General features: G+C 73.3%; 14 protein-coding genes. 8 read left to right on the top strand and 6 right to left on the bottom strand.

What is annotated here, in order from left to right; genetic code table 11:
- Nucleotides 1-75: 75 nt before the first annotated feature.
- Genes ACIQOU_RS16270 through ACIQOU_RS16260 form a run of 3 tightly spaced genes read left to right on the top strand, consistent with a single transcriptional unit; the run spans nt 76 to nt 2,250 of the window.
- Nucleotides 76-564 (top strand): DUF2771 domain-containing protein, encoded by a 489-nt coding sequence (locus ACIQOU_RS16270; RefSeq protein ID WP_401537377.1) that lies wholly within the window; start codon nt 76-78, stop codon nt 562-564.
- Between the two features lie 20 nt (nt 565-584).
- Nucleotides 585-1,331 (top strand): futalosine hydrolase, encoded by a 747-nt coding sequence (locus ACIQOU_RS16265; RefSeq protein WP_401537780.1) that lies wholly within the window; start codon nt 585-587, stop codon nt 1,329-1,331.
- Nucleotides 1,321-2,250: a 1,4-dihydroxy-6-naphthoate synthase gene (locus ACIQOU_RS16260; RefSeq protein WP_401537376.1), complete on the top strand. Its 930-nt coding sequence runs from the start codon at nt 1,321-1,323 to the stop codon at nt 2,248-2,250. Before ACIQOU_RS16265 ends, ACIQOU_RS16260 begins: the two co-directional genes overlap by 11 nt.
- Before the next feature lie 39 nt (nt 2,251-2,289).
- Here ACIQOU_RS16260 and ACIQOU_RS16255 read toward each other — a convergent pair whose 3' ends face one another.
- Entirely contained in the window at nt 2,290-2,673 is a 384-nt protein-coding gene (locus ACIQOU_RS16255) for a cold-shock protein (RefSeq protein WP_401537375.1), read from the bottom strand.
- Between the two features lie 164 nt (nt 2,674-2,837).
- On the opposite strand from ACIQOU_RS16255, the gene ACIQOU_RS16250 reads away from it, so the two are divergent.
- Nucleotides 2,838-3,086 (top strand): hypothetical protein, encoded by a 249-nt coding sequence (locus ACIQOU_RS16250; protein WP_401537374.1) that lies wholly within the window; start codon nt 2,838-2,840, stop codon nt 3,084-3,086.
- On the opposite strand, the gene ACIQOU_RS16245 is transcribed toward ACIQOU_RS16250, so the two are convergent.
- The gene (locus tag ACIQOU_RS16245) at nt 3,065-3,715 is read right to left on the bottom strand and encodes an HAD family hydrolase (RefSeq protein ID WP_401537373.1); all 651 of its coding nucleotides are present in this window, start codon (nt 3,713-3,715) and stop codon (nt 3,065-3,067) included. The two genes, ACIQOU_RS16250 and ACIQOU_RS16245, sit on opposite strands and share 22 nt — an antisense overlap.
- 4 nt (nt 3,716-3,719) lie before the next feature.
- Entirely contained in the window at nt 3,720-4,730 is a 1,011-nt protein-coding gene (locus ACIQOU_RS16240) for a hypothetical protein (protein WP_401537372.1), read from the bottom strand.
- A gap of 132 nt (nt 4,731-4,862) precedes the next feature.
- Here ACIQOU_RS16240 and ACIQOU_RS16235 point away from each other — a divergent pair, with 132 nt between their 5' ends.
- Nucleotides 4,863-7,751: a helicase-associated domain-containing protein gene (locus ACIQOU_RS16235; protein ID WP_401537371.1), complete on the top strand. Its 2,889-nt coding sequence runs from the start codon at nt 4,863-4,865 to the stop codon at nt 7,749-7,751.
- Here the strand turns inward: ACIQOU_RS16235 and ACIQOU_RS16230 are convergent.
- Complete coding sequence (locus ACIQOU_RS16230; protein WP_401537779.1) at nt 7,748-9,712, bottom strand: HelD family protein; 1,965 nt, start codon at nt 9,710-9,712, stop codon at nt 7,748-7,750. The genes ACIQOU_RS16235 and ACIQOU_RS16230 overlap by 4 nt on opposite strands.
- 410 nt (nt 9,713-10,122) lie before the next feature.
- Here ACIQOU_RS16230 and ACIQOU_RS16225 point away from each other — a divergent pair, with 410 nt between their 5' ends.
- Both ACIQOU_RS16225 and ACIQOU_RS16220 read left to right on the top strand, forming a co-directional pair.
- The gene (locus ACIQOU_RS16225) at nt 10,123-10,308 is read left to right on the top strand and encodes a hypothetical protein (protein WP_401537370.1); all 186 of its coding nucleotides are present in this window, start codon (nt 10,123-10,125) and stop codon (nt 10,306-10,308) included.
- 17 nt (nt 10,309-10,325) lie between these two features.
- Nucleotides 10,326-11,483, top strand: coding sequence for a glycosyltransferase 87 family protein (locus ACIQOU_RS16220; protein ID WP_401537369.1), 1,158 nt, complete (start codon nt 10,326-10,328; stop codon nt 11,481-11,483).
- Here ACIQOU_RS16220 and ACIQOU_RS16215 read toward each other — a convergent pair.
- Both ACIQOU_RS16215 and ACIQOU_RS16210 read right to left on the bottom strand, forming a co-directional pair.
- Nucleotides 11,432-13,078, bottom strand: coding sequence for a DNA repair helicase XPB (locus ACIQOU_RS16215; protein ID WP_401537368.1), 1,647 nt, complete (start codon nt 13,076-13,078; stop codon nt 11,432-11,434). The two genes, ACIQOU_RS16220 and ACIQOU_RS16215, sit on opposite strands and share 52 nt — an antisense overlap.
- Nucleotides 13,079-13,199: 121 nt before the next feature.
- Nucleotides 13,200-13,901 (bottom strand): copper homeostasis protein CutC, encoded by a 702-nt coding sequence (locus ACIQOU_RS16210; RefSeq protein ID WP_401537367.1) that lies wholly within the window; start codon nt 13,899-13,901, stop codon nt 13,200-13,202.
- A gap of 507 nt (nt 13,902-14,408) precedes the next feature.
- Between ACIQOU_RS16210 and ACIQOU_RS16205 the strand changes: the two genes are divergently transcribed.
- Entirely contained in the window at nt 14,409-15,098 is a 690-nt protein-coding gene (locus ACIQOU_RS16205; RefSeq protein ID WP_401537366.1) for a hypothetical protein, read from the top strand.
- The last annotated feature ends 106 nt before the right edge of the window (nt 15,099-15,204 follow it).

Below are 15,204 nucleotides of genomic sequence, written 5' to 3'. Positions count from 1 at the left end.
ACCCGGCGTAACGCTCGGGCACGTCATACCGCCCCACCTGATGGACCGGGCCGAGGGGCCCGATAGCCTTCCGCCATGACCTCGATGCAATCCGCTGTGCGACGCCGCCGCGCCGTCGCCGCCGTCGGCGCTGTTGGTGCCGGGCTGCTCGTCCTGTCGGCCTGCGACAAGCCCACCCCGGTGGCGACGATCACCGTCGGCAGCTCCTCGGTCAGCGAGGAGGCCACCTGTGGTGGTCAGGGCACCTCTCTGGACACCCAGGCGCTCGCGACGTGCCTGAAGGAGACCGACATCAAGTCCATCAAGGTCGACCCCGACGAAACGGTCCGCTTCGGCGTCGACCCGGAGATCGCCGACAAGCGCTGGACGATCCTGCTCAACGGCCAGCCCCTCACCGAGGACAGCGGCAAGACGTACACCACCATCCCGGGCAGCGTCTTCTTCAACGCCCAGTACGGGGCCCAGGGCGACTCGACCCTGGTGAGCATCAAGGCCGGCGACGGCAAGAAGAGCAGCCAGACGGTCACCGGGCTGTGGTCGTTCCGGCTGAAGAAGGACAGCTGATCGCTGCCGTGGTCCCACGGATGCTCGTCGCCACCGCCGTCCCGGCCGAACGGGACGCGGTGGCACGGTCGTTCACGGGCACCAGCACGGACCCGGGCGCCGGGACCGGCCGTGAGGTACGGCTCCCCGGCGTCACCGTGCACCGGCTGCCGCCCTTCGGCAACGGCGCCCAGGTCGCCGTCGATCTCGCGGTCGTCGGCGTCGGACCCGGCCGGGCCGCCGCCGCCACCGCCGCCGCACTCACCGCCGCCGCCCTCGACGGCGACCCCTACCAGCTGGTCGTCTCCGCCGGGATCGCCGGTGGATTCGCGCCCGCCGCGCCGGTCGGCTCGCTCGTCGTCGCCGACGAGATCACCGCCGCCGACCTGGGCGCCGAGACCGCCGACGGGTTCGTGCCGGTCACCGCTCTCGGCTTCGGGACCGTCAGCCACCGTCCACCGGAAACACTCGTACGGGATCTGACGGCCGCCTCCGGGGCCCGCGCCGGGACCGTGCTGACCGTCTCCACCGTCACCGGCAGCACCGCCCGCGCCGCCGCCCTGCGCGCCCGGCACCCCGGTGCGCTGGCCGAGGCGATGGAGGGCTTCGGGGTCGCCGAGGCCGCCGCCCTGGCCAGTCTGCCGGTGCTGGAGATCCGCGCGATCTCCAACCCGGTGGGCCCAAGAGACCGCGCCGCGTGGCGGATCGCCGACGCCCTCGCTGAACTGACCGTCGGATTCGGGAAGTTCGCACCCGTCCTCGGGAGTTGGAAACCGTATGACCGCTGACCGCACCCCCGACACCGGCACCAATACCGGCATCGGCACCGGCACCGGCGCGCCCGACGACGCCGCTCCGGGCGACCGCACGCCGTTGCGGATCGCCTTCTCGCCGTGCCCCAACGACACGTTCGTCTTCGACGCGTTGGCCCACGGGCGGGTGCCGGGCGGGCCCGCGCTCGACGTGACGTTCGCCGACATCGACATCACCAACGGCCTTGCCGAGCGCGGTGAGTTGGACGTGCTGAAGGTGTCGTACGCCGTGCTGCCGTACGTCCTCGACACGTACACGCTGCTGCCGTGCGGCGGGGCGCTGGGGCGGGGCTGCGGGCCGCTGGTGCTCACCCGGGAGCCGGGCGCCGACCTGACCGGGCGGACCGTCGCGGTGCCCAGCGAGCGGTCGACGGCCTATCTGCTGTTCCGGCTCTGGGCGGCGGACACGGTGCCGGGCGGGGTCGGGGAGATCGTCGTCCTGCCGTTCCACGAGATCATGCCGGCCGTGCGGGACGGCAGGGTGGACGCCGGACTCGTCATCCACGAGGCGCGTTTCACGTACCAGAACTACGGGCTGCACAAGCTCGCGGACATGGGCGAGCACTGGGAGTCGACCACCGGGCTGCCGATCCCGCTCGGCGCGATCATCGCCAAACGCTCCCTGGGCGCCGGGCGGTTGAACCGGCTCGCCGACTCCATCCGGACGTCCGTGCGCGCCGCCTGGGACGACCCCGAGGTCTCCCGCCCCTACGTCATGGCGCACGCCCAGGAGATGGACCCGGCCGTCGCGGACCAGCACATCGGGCTGTACGTCAATGAGTTCACCGCGCAGCTGGGCGAGGACGGCTACGCGGCCGTGCGCGGACTGCTCACCCGCGCGGCGGCCGAGGGACTGGTACCGGCCCTCGGCCCGGACGCACTGCGATTCCCTTAGCGGAAAGGGGAATTGGGGGGAACCCGCCCCCAACTCCCTTTAAACGTCGAGCTGGTCGGCGACCGCGCGCAGCAGACCCGCGATCTTCGCGCCGGCCGCCTTGTCGGGATAGCGGCCCCGCTCCAGCATCGGCGTGATGTTCTCCAGCAGGGTCGTCAAGTCCTGCACGATGGACGCCAGTTCGTCCGGCTTACGGCGCTGGGCGGCCGCGACGGACGGCGTCGGGTCGAGGAGGACGACCGAGAGGGCCTGGTCGCCGCGCTGGCCGGCGACGACGCCGAACTCGACGCGCTGGCCGGGCTTGAGCGCGTCGACGTCGTCGGGAAGGACCGAGGAATGGACGAAGACGTCGCCGCCGTCGTCGCGGGAGAGAAAGCCGAAGCCCTTCTCACTGTTGAACCACTTGACCTTGCCGGTGGGCACGTCTGTCCTCGTCCTCGTACTCGTCGGAAAACTGCTCGGGAAACGGCTCTTGATAGCACTCGGGCGGGTCCACCATGACCCGCCGGTACCCAGGCTAATGGTCTGCGGGCAGGTGACAAGACGTCGCCGGGTTGTTCCTTCGTGCTGGGAACTACCCTGGTCCGGTGCGTGACAAAACCCAAACGAATTCCGCCGAGCCCGGCGACCGACTGATCCGCGCCGGTGCCGTCGTGTTCTTCATCGGCGCCCTGGCCACTCTCGTCACCGTGGCGCCGCTGTTCTTCGACGCGAAACCATTTCCGACGTACATGTTCGGACTGAGCATGCTGATGGGCGTCGGCTTCCTGATCGCCGGTGCCGGAGTGCTCCGTTCGATCGGCGCCGGCCGGCGTCAGGCGCGGGCGGGGAGGTAGTCCTCGGCCAGCCAGCGCGGGAACGCCGTGAGGTCGTCGAACACCACGTCGGCGCCCGCCGCCCGCAGCTCGTCGGCGTCGCACGGACCGGTCGCCACGGCCACTGAATACGCGCCCGCCGTGCGCGCGCCCCTGACATCCCCCAGGTGGTCGCCGACGTAGACGGCGGCGCCGTGCTCGCGCAGCGCCTGCGCCTTCTGCTCGGCCCACAGGTCCCCGACGACCTCGTCCGCGTCGAGCCCGAGATGCGCCAGGTGCAGCTTCGCGTTCGGCTCGAACTTGGCGGTCACCACGATCGCCCGCCCACCGGCCGCCCGTACCGCGTCGAGCGCCGCGCGCGCCCCCGGCATCGCGGGCGTCGCCTCGATGGCGAACGTCGGGTACATCGACCGGTACAGGTCCGCCATCTCCGGGATCTGTTCGACCGGGAACCAGTGGACCAACTCGTCCGCGAGCGGCGGTCCGAGCCGGGTGACGGCGAGGTCGGCGTCGATGTGCGTGCCGGTCCGCTCGGCCAGCGCCTGGTAGCAGGCGCGGATGCCGGGCCGGGAGTCGATGAGGGTCATGTCGAGGTCGAAGCCGACGGTCAGCGGGGGCGCGGAGGCGGGGGTGCTGGTCATATCGGCCATTTGTTCATACCCGGCGCTGGGAACGCCAGAGCACGAAGAGGGCGGACAGCACGGCCGCGCCCCGCACCACCCAGGGCCAGGTCTGCGTGACGGCGTCGTTCATGTGCCCCTCGGCGATGGGGTCGCCCCACCGGCCGACGCTGCGCCCCCACAGCCACACGAGGCCGCCCGCGACCGCGAGCCCGGGCAGGCCCAGGACCGCGAACTTCGACTCGTTCTGCGTCAGCCGCCGGGACGTGTACGCGATCAGCCAGCCCAGCAGCAGCGCGATCCAGTTCCCGAGGGCCGCGCCGACGACCAGGAGGACGGCGGCGAGCAGCAGGAGCGGGTTGCTCCAGCCCCCTAGGGGCAGTGCGAAACGGCGGCGGCCGGCGTCGTCGGCCTCGACGGCCTCCGCCTCCACGACCGTCGCCCCGGGCGCGGGGGCGGTCTCGACGGGCCGTTTCTCCGCGTCGGGCTTCTCGGGCTCCGTGGGCCGGGGGCCGTGCAGCAGCTCCGGGATCTCGATGCCGCCGGTGAACCCCGGCACCCGTTCGACCTCCACCAGCGGGGTGCCGCCGACCCGCCACCAGTCGGCGGGGGCGGCCTGCTCACCGGCCTCGCGGGGCTGGTGGGGCTGGTGGGGCTCGGCGGGCTGGACGGGCGTGGGCTGCGGGGCCACGGGTTTGCCGACCCGCGGGCGGGGAACGGCGCGGCGCAGCACCTTGGGCAGGGAGGCGCGGGGCCCCTCGCCGTCGCGCTGCACGGGCACCTGGGCGGGCGGCGGCGCCGGTTCGGCGGCCGGGCCGGTGCCGGAGCGGGCGGCGACGACATCGTCCGGGCTGCCGATCCCGTCGAGGATGCGGCGCACGGCGGCGGGCGTGTCGGCGGTGGTCCTGGCGCGGTGCCGGTCGATCTCGTTGCGCAGCTCGGAGACCAGCCGCATGCGCGCGCCGGACGGCAGCTGCCGCTGCTGGGCCACGTCGCCGACGCGGCTCAGATACTCGTAGACGACCTGGTCGCTCTCGATCCCCACGAAGTCCCCTCCGGGGCGGGTGCGTTGGATACCCGGACGCGACGACGGTAGCGCAGGTCACCGACAACGACAGGCCCGGGCCGTGACGGCGAGGCCCGCCGGAGCCGACGGGCACCCGCTAACGTAGGTCGGATGAGCGAACCGCCCACGCCGCCCCGCTCCCTCGCGGAAGCCCTCCGCGCCCGGGACGACGCGGCCCTGGCCGTGCTGCTGCGCACCCGCCCCGACCTCCTCACGCCCGTCCCCACCGACCTCACCCAGCTCGCCACCCGTGCGGGTACCCGGGCGTCGGTGGTGCGCGCGCTGGAACGCCTCGACCGGTTCGCGCTCCAGACCGCCGAGGCCCTGGCCGTGGCCGCCGACCCCGCCCCCTACGGGGAGCTGCTCGCGCTGATGACCGGCGACGACGGTGACGACACGGTCGCGGCGGCGCTCCCCGGCGCCGTCTCCACCCTGCGCGCGCAGGCCCTGGTGTGGGGCGACGACGACCGGCTCCGGCTGGTCCGCACCGCCCGCGAGCTGCTCGCCCCGACCCCGCAGCACCCGTCCCCTACGGGTCTGGGCCCGGGGGTACGGGAGGCGACGTCGGGGATGTCTCCGGGGCGCATCCAGGAGATCGTGACGGCGGCCGGGCTGCCGTCGACGCACGACGCGGTGTCCGCGGTCGCCGCGTTGACCGCGCTGTTCACCGACCGGGTCCGGATGGCGGCGCTGCTCGCCCAGGTGCCCGAGGATTCGCGGGAGGTGCTGGAGCGGCTGGTGTGGGGGCCGCCCTACGGGCAGGTCACGGCCGACCCGGCGCTCCGGCTGCGGCGGCTCCTGGACCGGGGGCTGTTGCTGCCGACGGCGCCCGGGACCGTCGTTCTGCCGCGTGAGGCGGCGCTGCATCTGCGGGGCGGGCGGGCGCACCGGAGCGTCGAGCCGTTGCCGCCCGCGCTGGAGGCGGCGGGCACGCACCGGCCGCGGATGGTGGACGCGACGGCGGCCGGGCAGGCGTACACGGCGCTGGCGACCGTCGAGGAGTTGCTGAAGGAGTGGGACGAGGGCGGGCCCGCGGTGCTGCGGGCGGGCGGGCTGAGCGTGCGCGACCTCAAGCGCACGGCGGTCGCGCTCGACGTGCCCGAGCCGGTCGCCGCGTTCTGGGTGGAACTGGCGTACGCGGCCGGGCTGTTGGCCTCCGACGGCGAGGCCGACGAACGGTACGCGGCGACCCCGGCCTACGACGAGTGGCTGCGCCGCCCGGCCGCCGAACGCTGGGCCCACCTCGCCGAGTCCTGGCTGACGGCGACCCGGACGTCGGGTCTGGTCGGCGGCCGGGACGCGAAGGAACGTTCGCTGGCGGCGCTCGGGTCCGGCCTGGACCGGTCCGCCGCGCCCGAGGTACGGCACCGGGTGCTGGCCCTGCTGGCGGCGCTCCCGGAGGGCACGGCCCCGACCCCGGACTCGGTCCTCGCCCGCCTGCGCTGGGAACGTCCCCTGCGCGGCCCCCACCAGGACGACACCGAGGACCTGAGAGCCAGACTGGCCCGCTGGACCCTGACGGAGACGGAACTCCTCGGGGTGACGGGACGGGGCGCCCTGTCGGCACCCGGGCGAGCGTTGATCGGCGCCCCGATGCCAGGCGCAACGGCGACGCCGGGGGCGGAGGGGCCGGGGTCGGACTCAGGGTCGACGTCAGGGTCCGGCTCGGGGTCGACGTCAGGGCCGGGGGCGGACTCAGGGTTGGCGTCAGGGTCCGGCTCGGGGTCGACTTCAGGGTCGGGGGCGGACTCGGGGTTGGCGTCAGGGCCGGGGGCGGACTCAGGGTCGGGGTCAGGGTCCGGCTCGGGGTCGACGTCGGGGTCAGGGGCGGTGAAGGGGGCCGGGCTGGCGGCGAAGGGGGCCGGGGCGCTGGCGGAGGGCCCGGGTGACAAGCTCCCGGCCCACCATCACCATGGCCATGCCCGTACCCATGCCCATGGACACGGTGATGGGCACGGGCATGGGCACGGGCACGGGCACGGGCACGGGCACGGCGGTGACGTGGCCTCGGCCCCTAGGGGTATCCCCCTGACCCCTGTGGCGCAGGCGGCGGCCTCGGCGGTGGCGGCGAGCCTGCTGGCCCCGCTGCTCCCGGAACCCCTGGACCACGTCCTGCTTCAGGCGGACCTGACGGCGGTGGCGCCGGGACCGTTGGAACGGCCGTTGGCGGCGATGCTGGGCGTGCTCGCGGACGTCGAGTCCAAGGGCGGGGCGACGGTGTACCGCTTCACGCCGGGGTCGGTGCGGCGGGCGCTGGACGCGGGGCGGACGGCGGCCGACCTGCACGCGTTCCTCGCCGAGCACGCGCGGACGCCGGTGCCGCAGCCGCTGACCTACTTGATCGACGACGTGGCCCGCAAGCACGGGCGGCTGCGGGTCGGCGCCGCCTCGGCGTACGTGCGGTGCGACGACGACGCCCTGCTCAGCGAGATCCTGGCCGACAAACGGGCGCAGGCGCTGCGGCTGCGCAGGCTGGCCCCGACGGTGCTCGCGACCCGGGCCGACCCGGCGACGCTGCTGGACGGGTTGCGGGCGATGGGGTTCGCACCGGCGGCGGAATCGGCGGACGGCGACGTCGTCATCACCCGCCCCGATGCCCACCGCACCCCGCCCCGCACGGCTCCGGCGCCGGTCCCGGACGGGCCGCCCGCGCCGGACGACACGCTGCTGACGGCGGCGGTGCGGGCGATCAGGGCGGGCGACCTGGCCTCGACGACGCCTCGCCGGGAGACCCCGGCCGACGCCGGCCGCCCCGCCGGTGAACTCCCCCGCACCAGTCCCGCCGACACCCTCGCCACCGTGCAGGCCGCCGTCCTCACCGGCGGCACCCTCTGGATCGGGTACGTCAACGCCGAGGGCGGCGCCAGCCAACGGGTGATCGCCCCGATCCGCGTGGAGGGCGGCTTCGTCACGGCCTACGACCACACGGCGGACGAGGTCCGCACCTACGCCCTGCACCGGGTGACGGGGGTGGCGGAACTGGCGGAGGACGAGGCCTAGTCGAGCTGTTCCGGCAGTCGTGCCGTGTGGGTGACCGTCAGGCCCGAGACGGCTCGGGTGAGGGTGACGTAGAGGCGGCGCAGGCCGGTGCGTTCGTCCGGTTCGCCGTCGACGACCGCGCGGGGTTCGTCGAGGACGACGTAGTCGTACTCCAGGCCCTTGGCGAGGGAGGCGGGGACCAGGGTGAGGCGGGTCGCGGCCGTGGTCTCCTCGCCGGGGGCGAGGTGGGTGAGGCCGGCCGCGGTGAGGGCCTCGGCCAGGGCGGGGATGCGGGCGTCGGCGGCGATCAGTCCCGTGGAGCCCTCGTGGGCGAGCAACTCCTCGCAGGCGGCGATCACTTCGGCGATCCCGGTGACCTCCCGCACGGCGAAGAAGCCCGGGTTCTCGCGGACCGACGCGACCGGGGTGAGGCCGGGCGCGATGTGCGGGAGGAGGCGGGAGGCGTAGGTGATGACATCGGTGGGGACGCGGAAACCGGCGGTCAACTCCTCGATCACGCCCTCCGATTTGCCGAGGTGGGCGAGTGCCTCGTCCCAACTCCGGGTCGCCCAGGGGGTGGTGCCCTGCGCGAGGTCGCCGAGGACGGTCGCCGAGCCGGTGGTGCAACGGCGGCCGACGGCGCGGTACTGCATCGGGGAGAGGTCCTGGGCCTCGTCGAGGACGACATGGCCGAGGGAGTGCGTGCGCTGCACGAGGTCGGTCGTCTCGTCGATCAACACCGCGTCCGGCAAAGACCACTTGGCCGACTTCACGCTCCGCGCCGGCTTCGCCCACAGGATCGTCTTCCGCTCGTCCTCGGTGAGGATGCCGTCGGCGTGCGCGGCGAGGAAGTCGGCGTCGGTGAGCAGGCGCAGGACGAGTTTGGCCGGGTCGACGGGCGGCCACATCTGCTTCACGGCGGCCTTGACGGCGGTGTTGCGGGCCACCGCGTCCTGCACGCGGTCGTCGGGCGCCTCGCCCGAGCGTTCCATCTGCACCAGCACGGCGTGCGCGATGCGCTGCGGGAGGGCGTCCCTGGCGGCGCCGTAGCGGATGCCCCGGTCGAGCAACTCCCGCACGATGGCTTCCAGTTCGTACGCCGGTACCCGCCAGCGGCGTGACCCGCGCACCACGACGACGGGTTCGGTGGGGAGGGTGACATGGGAGTACACGGCCCGGCGCAGCACCTCGGCCATCCGGGCGTCGCCCTTGACGAGGGCGGCCGGCGCCTCGTCCGCGCCGCGCACCTCGACGTGCGACACCAGGTCCTCGACGGTCGCCTGATGCACCGTCAACTCACCGAGGGCGGGCAGGACTTGCTCGATGTAGTGGAGGAAGGACCGGTTCGGGCCGATGACCAGGGTGCCGGTGCGGGCCAGCCGCTCGCGGTGCGCGTAGAGGAGGTAGGCGACCCGGTGCAGGCCGACCGCCGTCTTCCCGGTGCCGGGGCCTCCCTGCACACAGACGGTGCCGCCGAGGCCGCTGCGGACGATCTCGTCCTGCTCGGGCTGGATCGTCGCGACGATGTCCCGCATCGGCCCCACGCGCGGGCGTTCGATCTCCCGCTGGAGCAACTGGCTGGTGCGGGAGGCCTCCGCCGGGTCGGAGAGGTGCTCGTCCTCGTACGCGGTGAGGTCGCCGCCGGTGTACCCGAAGCGGCGGCGCAGCGCGATGTCCATCGGGGCCGCCTTGGACGCCCGGTAGAACGGCTGCGAGACCGGCGCCCGCCAGTCGATGACCATCGGGTCGCCGTCGCCGTCGTGCACATGTCGGCGTCCGATGTAGAACCGCTCGCCGTCCGCGCCCTCGGCCGCCTCGACGCCGGGGGCGTGCAGGTAGTCGAGGCGGCCGAAGAAGAGCGGTGTGTCGCTGAGGTCGGCCAGCGCCTTGATGCGTTCACCGATCTGCCGGGTGAGGATCTCGGCGTTCACCCAGTTCGCGGTGACGTCCTTGATGTCCAGGGACTCGACGTCCTCCCGCATGGCCCGCAGCGCGGACCGGGACTCGGCCAGGTGGGAACGTTCCCGGGCGAGGGGATCGTCGCCGACGGGGGCGGACGTGGGTGCGGACGCGTGCGTGGACAAGGGGGTGCCTCCGGGGCCTGCGGGGTGCTGGGTGCGCGCCGAGGGTGCGCGCGGGTGGCGCGCACGGCGGTGCGGGGGACCGACCGGTTTCCGTCCGGGCGGCGGCGCTCCGAGGGGAGGCGACGGGAGCGGAGAGTTTAAGGCAGCGGCGGGGGCGGGAGCCAACGGGTTTTCGGTGCCGTATCCCCTAGGGGGCACGGCCCCCGTGTTCTGGGGGGTCGGGTCCGCCCGGGGGTGGAGAAGATCTCCACCCGGGTTCGACCTTGAGACCGATGCGGATTTTATGTGGGAAAAGCCACCATGGAGTCATGAGCGCAGCAATCCTCCATCCAGCCCCCGCCCCGAGCAGGCCACGCGGCGCCACGGCCTTCACGGGCAGCCACTCCCATCGCATCGGTGACGCCCTGCGGGCCCTCAAGGTCTTCACGGGCGCGGCCCTCGACGTCGTCATACTCGGCGAGTACGGCGCGGAGGCGGGCGTGCGTCGCAGGTGACCGTCTAGGGTCACCGGGTGACCCGCCGATCACACGCAGCGATCTCCCTCTCCGTTCTCCTTCTCGCCGTCTCCCTCTGCTCCTTCGCCGCCCTCTGTCTGGTGCGGGGCGCGCCGATGGCCGACGCGCTGGTCTACCGCGCCGAGGGCCGGGCCGTCGTCAACGGCGGTGATCTGTACGGCTTCACGGTCACCGAGTGGCGGCTCCCGGCCACCTACCCGCCGTTCGCGGCACTGCTGTTCACCCCGGCGGCCTTCCTCCCCGTCCCGGTCCTCAAGGCGGTCTTCCTCGCGGGCAACGCGCTCCTGCTCGCCTGGTTCGTCCGGCTCTCGGCCCGACTGGCCGGACACGCCTTGCCGTTGCCCGCGCTGGGTGCGGTCACCGCCTGCGCCCTGTGGCTCGAACCGGTCTTCCAGACCGTCCTGTTCGGGCAGATCAACCTCGCGCTGGCCTGCCTGGTGCTGGCGGACCTCACCCGCCCGACCGGCGCCCGGCTGCGTGGTGCGGCGATCGGGGTCGCGGCGGGGATCAAGCTGACGCCGGCCGTGTTCGTCGGGTATCTGCTGCTGCGCCGGAGGTACCGGGAGGCGGCGACGGCGGCGGGGGCCGGGGCCGCCACCCTCGCCGTGGGCGCGCTCGTCCTGCCGTCGGCCAGCGTCGACTTCTTCACCCGGCACCTCTACGAGACCGGCCGGGTCGGCAAGGGGTGGATCGTCGACAACCAGTCCCTGCGGGGCCTGATCGCCCGCGCCCTCGGCGAACCGGCACCGGGGCCGCTGTGGACGGTGCCGGTGGTGGCGGCCGGGGTGCTGGGCCTGTGGGCGGCACGGCGGGCGGCGGACGAGCGGTACGGCGTGCTGGCGGCGGCGTTCACGGCGCTGCTGGTGTCGCCGATCAGCTGGTCGCACCACTGGGTGTGGTGCGTGCCGTTGATCGCCGTGCTCGCGGCGGACGGGCACCACCGCCTCGCGCTGGCCGTGACGGTGGTGTTCACGGCCCGCACGATGTGGCTGCTGCCGCACGCCGGGGACCTGGACCTGCGGCTGGCCTGGTGGCAGCAGCCGTTGGCGTCGCCGTACGCGGTGCTCGCGCTGGGGCTCGGCGTGGGCTGGGGCGTGGCCCGCTACTTCTCCTCGGCGAGGAGTTCGTCGGCGTCGACGATCCGGTACGCGTAGCCCTGCTCGGCCAGGAAGCGCTGGCGGTGGGCGGCGAAGTCCTGGTCGACGGTGTCGCGGGCGACGACGGAGTAGAAGTGGGCCTGGTGGCCGTCGGCCTTGGGCCGCAGCACCCGGCCGAGGCGCTGCGCCTCCTCCTGGCGCGACCCGAAGGTCCCGGAGACCTGGATGGCGACGGTGGCCTCCGGCAGGTCGATGGAGAAGTTGGCGACCTTGGAGACCACCAGCACGCTGATCTCGCCCTCGCGGAAGGCGTCGAAGAGCTTCTCGCGCTGGGCGTTGCTGGTCTCGCCCTTGATGACGGGGGCGTCGAGGTGCTCGCCGAGTTCGTCGAGCTGGTCGATGTACTGGCCGATGACGAGGATCTGCTGACCGGCGAAGCGGCGGACGATCGCCTCGGTGACCTTCCGCTTGGTGGCGGTGGTGGCACAGAAGCGGTACTTCTCCTCCGTCTCGGCGGTGGCGTAGGCGATCCGCTCGGAGTCGGTGAGGTTGACGCGGACCTCGACGCAGTCGGCGGGCGCGATGTAGCCCTGCGCCTCGATCTCCTTCCAGGGGGCGTCGAAGCGCTTGGGCCCGATGAGGGAGAAGACGTCCGACTCCCGCCCGTCCTCGCGCACGAGCGTCGCGGTGAGGCCGAGCCGGCGCCGGGCCTGGAGGTCGGCGGTGAACTTGAAGACGGGCGCGGGCAGCAGATGCACCTCGTCGTAGAGGATCAGCCCCCAGTCCCGGGAGTCGAACAGCTCCAGGTGGGGGTAGACGCCCTTCCGCTTCGTCGTCAGCACCTGGTAGGTGGCGATGGTGACGGGGCGGATCTCCTTGCGCGTCCCGCTGTACTCGCCGATCTCCTCCTCGGTGAGGGAGGTCCGCTTCACCAGCTCGTGCTTCCACTGGCGGGCGGAGACGGTGTTGGTGACGAGGATCAACGTGGTCGACTTGGCCTGCGCCATGGCACCGGCCCCGACCAGCGTCTTCCCGGCGCCGCAGGGCAGGACGACGACGCCGGAGCCGCCGTGCCAGAAGTTCTCCACGGCCTGCTTCTGGTAGGGGCGCAGCGCCCACCCGTTCTCGTCCAGGTCGATGGCGTGCGCCTCGCCGTCGACGTACCCGGCGAGGTCTTCGGCGGGCCAGCCCAGTTTGAGCAGCGACTGCTTGATCTGGCCGCGCTCGGAGGGGTGGACGGCGACGGTGTCGGCGTCGATGCGGGCGCCGACCAGCGGGGCGATGCGCTTGGAGCGCAGCACCTCTTCGAGGACCGGGCGGTCGGTGGTGGTGAGGACGAGGCCGTGAGTGGGGTGCTTGCTGAGGGTGAGCCTGCCGTAGCGGTCCATCGTCTCGGCGACGTCGACGAGCAGGGCGTGCGGCACGGGGTAACGGCTGAACTCCACGAGCGCGTCGACCACCTGTTCGGCGTCGTGCCCGGCGGCGCGCGCGTTCCACAGGCCCAGCGGGGTGACCCGGTAGGTGTGGATGTGCTCGGGCGCCCGCTCCAGCTCCGCGAAGGCCGCGATGGCCCGGCGGCATGCGTCGGCCTGTTCGTGGTCGACCTCCAGGAGCAGGGTTTTGTCTGACTGGACGATCAGCGGACCATTCACGCGCCGCACACCCTTTCCGTTCCGGCCGACATCCCGGCCAAACGTCCAGTGTGCCCTAACCGGGCAGGGAGGGGCCGTGGTGTGCGGCTCACACCGGCGCCGGGCCGGTGACCGCCCCGGCTCACCCCCCGTCCACCACCCCCCGCCACTGAGCCACCGCCGCCGACGACACCGGCGTGGCCCAGCCGTGCGGGCGGGCCGCGCTGCCGATGTGGAAGGCGTCGACGCCGGCCGTGCGGAGGTGGGGGACGTGGGTGAGGCGGAGGCCGCCGCCGACCAGGAGTCGCTGGGTGTAGCCGGGGGTGCCGTGGCGGGCCGCTTCGGCGAGGAGGGTGGGGAGGCCGGCGTCGACCCCGGCGGGGGAACCGGCGGTCAGGTAGGTGTCCAGGCCGGGGAGGCCGTCGAGCTGTCGGCGCAGGGCGTCGCGGTCCGCCGCGTGGTCGAGGGCCCGGTGGAAGGTCCAGGAGCAGCCGTCCAGCACGCCGACCAGCAGTTCGACGGCGGCCAGGTCGACCCCGCCGGACGCGTCGAGGAACCCGAGCACGAACTCCCGCGCCCCGGCCTCCCGCAACTCCCCCGCCGCCCGCACCAGCCGGTCCCGCTCAGCGGGCGAACCGGCCGCGAAACCGTCCGTCAGCCGCAGCATCACCCGCAGCGGAACGTCGACCTCGGCGCTGATCCCGGCGAAGGTGCCCGGCGACGGGGTGAGCCCGTCGGCCGCCATGTCGGTGACCAGTTCGAGGCGGTCCGCGCCTCCGGCCTGGGCGGCGACGGCGTCCTCGGCATCGAGGGCGATCACTTCCAGGACTGCACGCTCGCTCATGGGTTCCCTTCGTCCGCCGGGCGGCTACAGATGCCGGGTGGGTGATCAGTGAGGACAGGTATCGGTGCGGGTGGGGCGATGAGTGTGGGTGGTGCGGGTGCAGCGGGTGGTGCGGGTGGGGCTGTGGGGGTTGTGGCTGTGGGGGCGCGTTCGGGTATCAGCGCAGATATCGGTATCGGTACAGATAGCAGGTGAAGGCGACCGGCACAGGTCTAGTCCAATTTAGGGTACGCCCTGCGGGCCGCGTCCTCTAGGGCCGGTCCCCTACGGGGGGTCCCTTACGGCGGGTCCCTTACGGCAGGTCCCTTACGGCAGGTCCCTTACGGCAGGTCCCTTACGGCAGGTCCCTTACGGCCGGTCCCTTACGGGGGGTCCCCTACGGAGGTCCCTCTACGGGCCGGTCCTTACGGGAGGTCCCCTACGGGCCGGTCCCTTACGGGGGCCCCTACGACCGTCCCCGCCCCGCCCCACCCCCGCCCCTTGCTCCCGCCGGGGAGAATGAACCGCATGGCCGATCTCGACGAACTGCGCTCCCGTTGGCTGCGCACCCTGCGTTCCGCCCGTGCCGACGCCGGTCAGGCCGACGCCCGTCAAGCCGACGGCGGTGAACACGGCGCCGGTCGACCCGAGGCCGGGCGGTACGCGGACGCGTTGTTGCGGCGTTGGGCGGAGCCGCAGCGGCGGTATCACACCGTGGAGCACCTCGCGGCGGTTCTCGACCGGGTGGACGTACTGGAGGAGTACGCGGACGACCCGGTCGCCGTGCGGCTCGCCGCCTGGTTCCACGACGCCGTGTATCTGCCGGACCGGTCGGAGAACGAAGAGCGGTCGGCCCGGCTCGCGGAACGGGCGCTGCCCGAGGCCGGTGTCGACGCGGCGCGGACGGCGGAGGTGGCCCGGCTGGTCCGGCTGACCGTCACCCACGACCCGGCCGACGACGACCCCGATGGCCAGGTCCTCTGCGACGCCGATCTGGCGATCCTCGCCGCGCCCCCGTCGGCGTACGCGGCGTACACGGCGGCCGTCCGGCAGGAGTACCACTTCGTGCCCGACGACGCCTTCCGCGAGGGCCGTTCGGCGATCCTGCGGCAACTCCTCGGCCTGCCCCGGCTGTTCCGCACCCCCTACGGGACACGGGAGTGGGAGGCGGCGGCCCGCGCCAACCTCCGCGCCGAGTGCGAAAAGCTGTCGTCCTGACCCTGCCGGGCCCCCTAGATGAGTGAGTCCGATGTGTGTGCTGGTAGCGACCATGGCGAAGGGCGCCCGTTGGTCAGTGTGTGAAGACAGACCTGGACGCCCTTCT

It is taken from the genome of Streptomyces sp. NPDC091279 (assembly GCF_044757465.1).
In the GTDB taxonomy this organism is placed as follows: Bacteria; Actinomycetota; Actinomycetes; order Streptomycetales; family Streptomycetaceae; genus Streptomyces.
The sequence above is the reverse complement of the archived record's forward strand: the minus strand, read 5'-3'. Positions and strand labels throughout refer to the sequence as shown.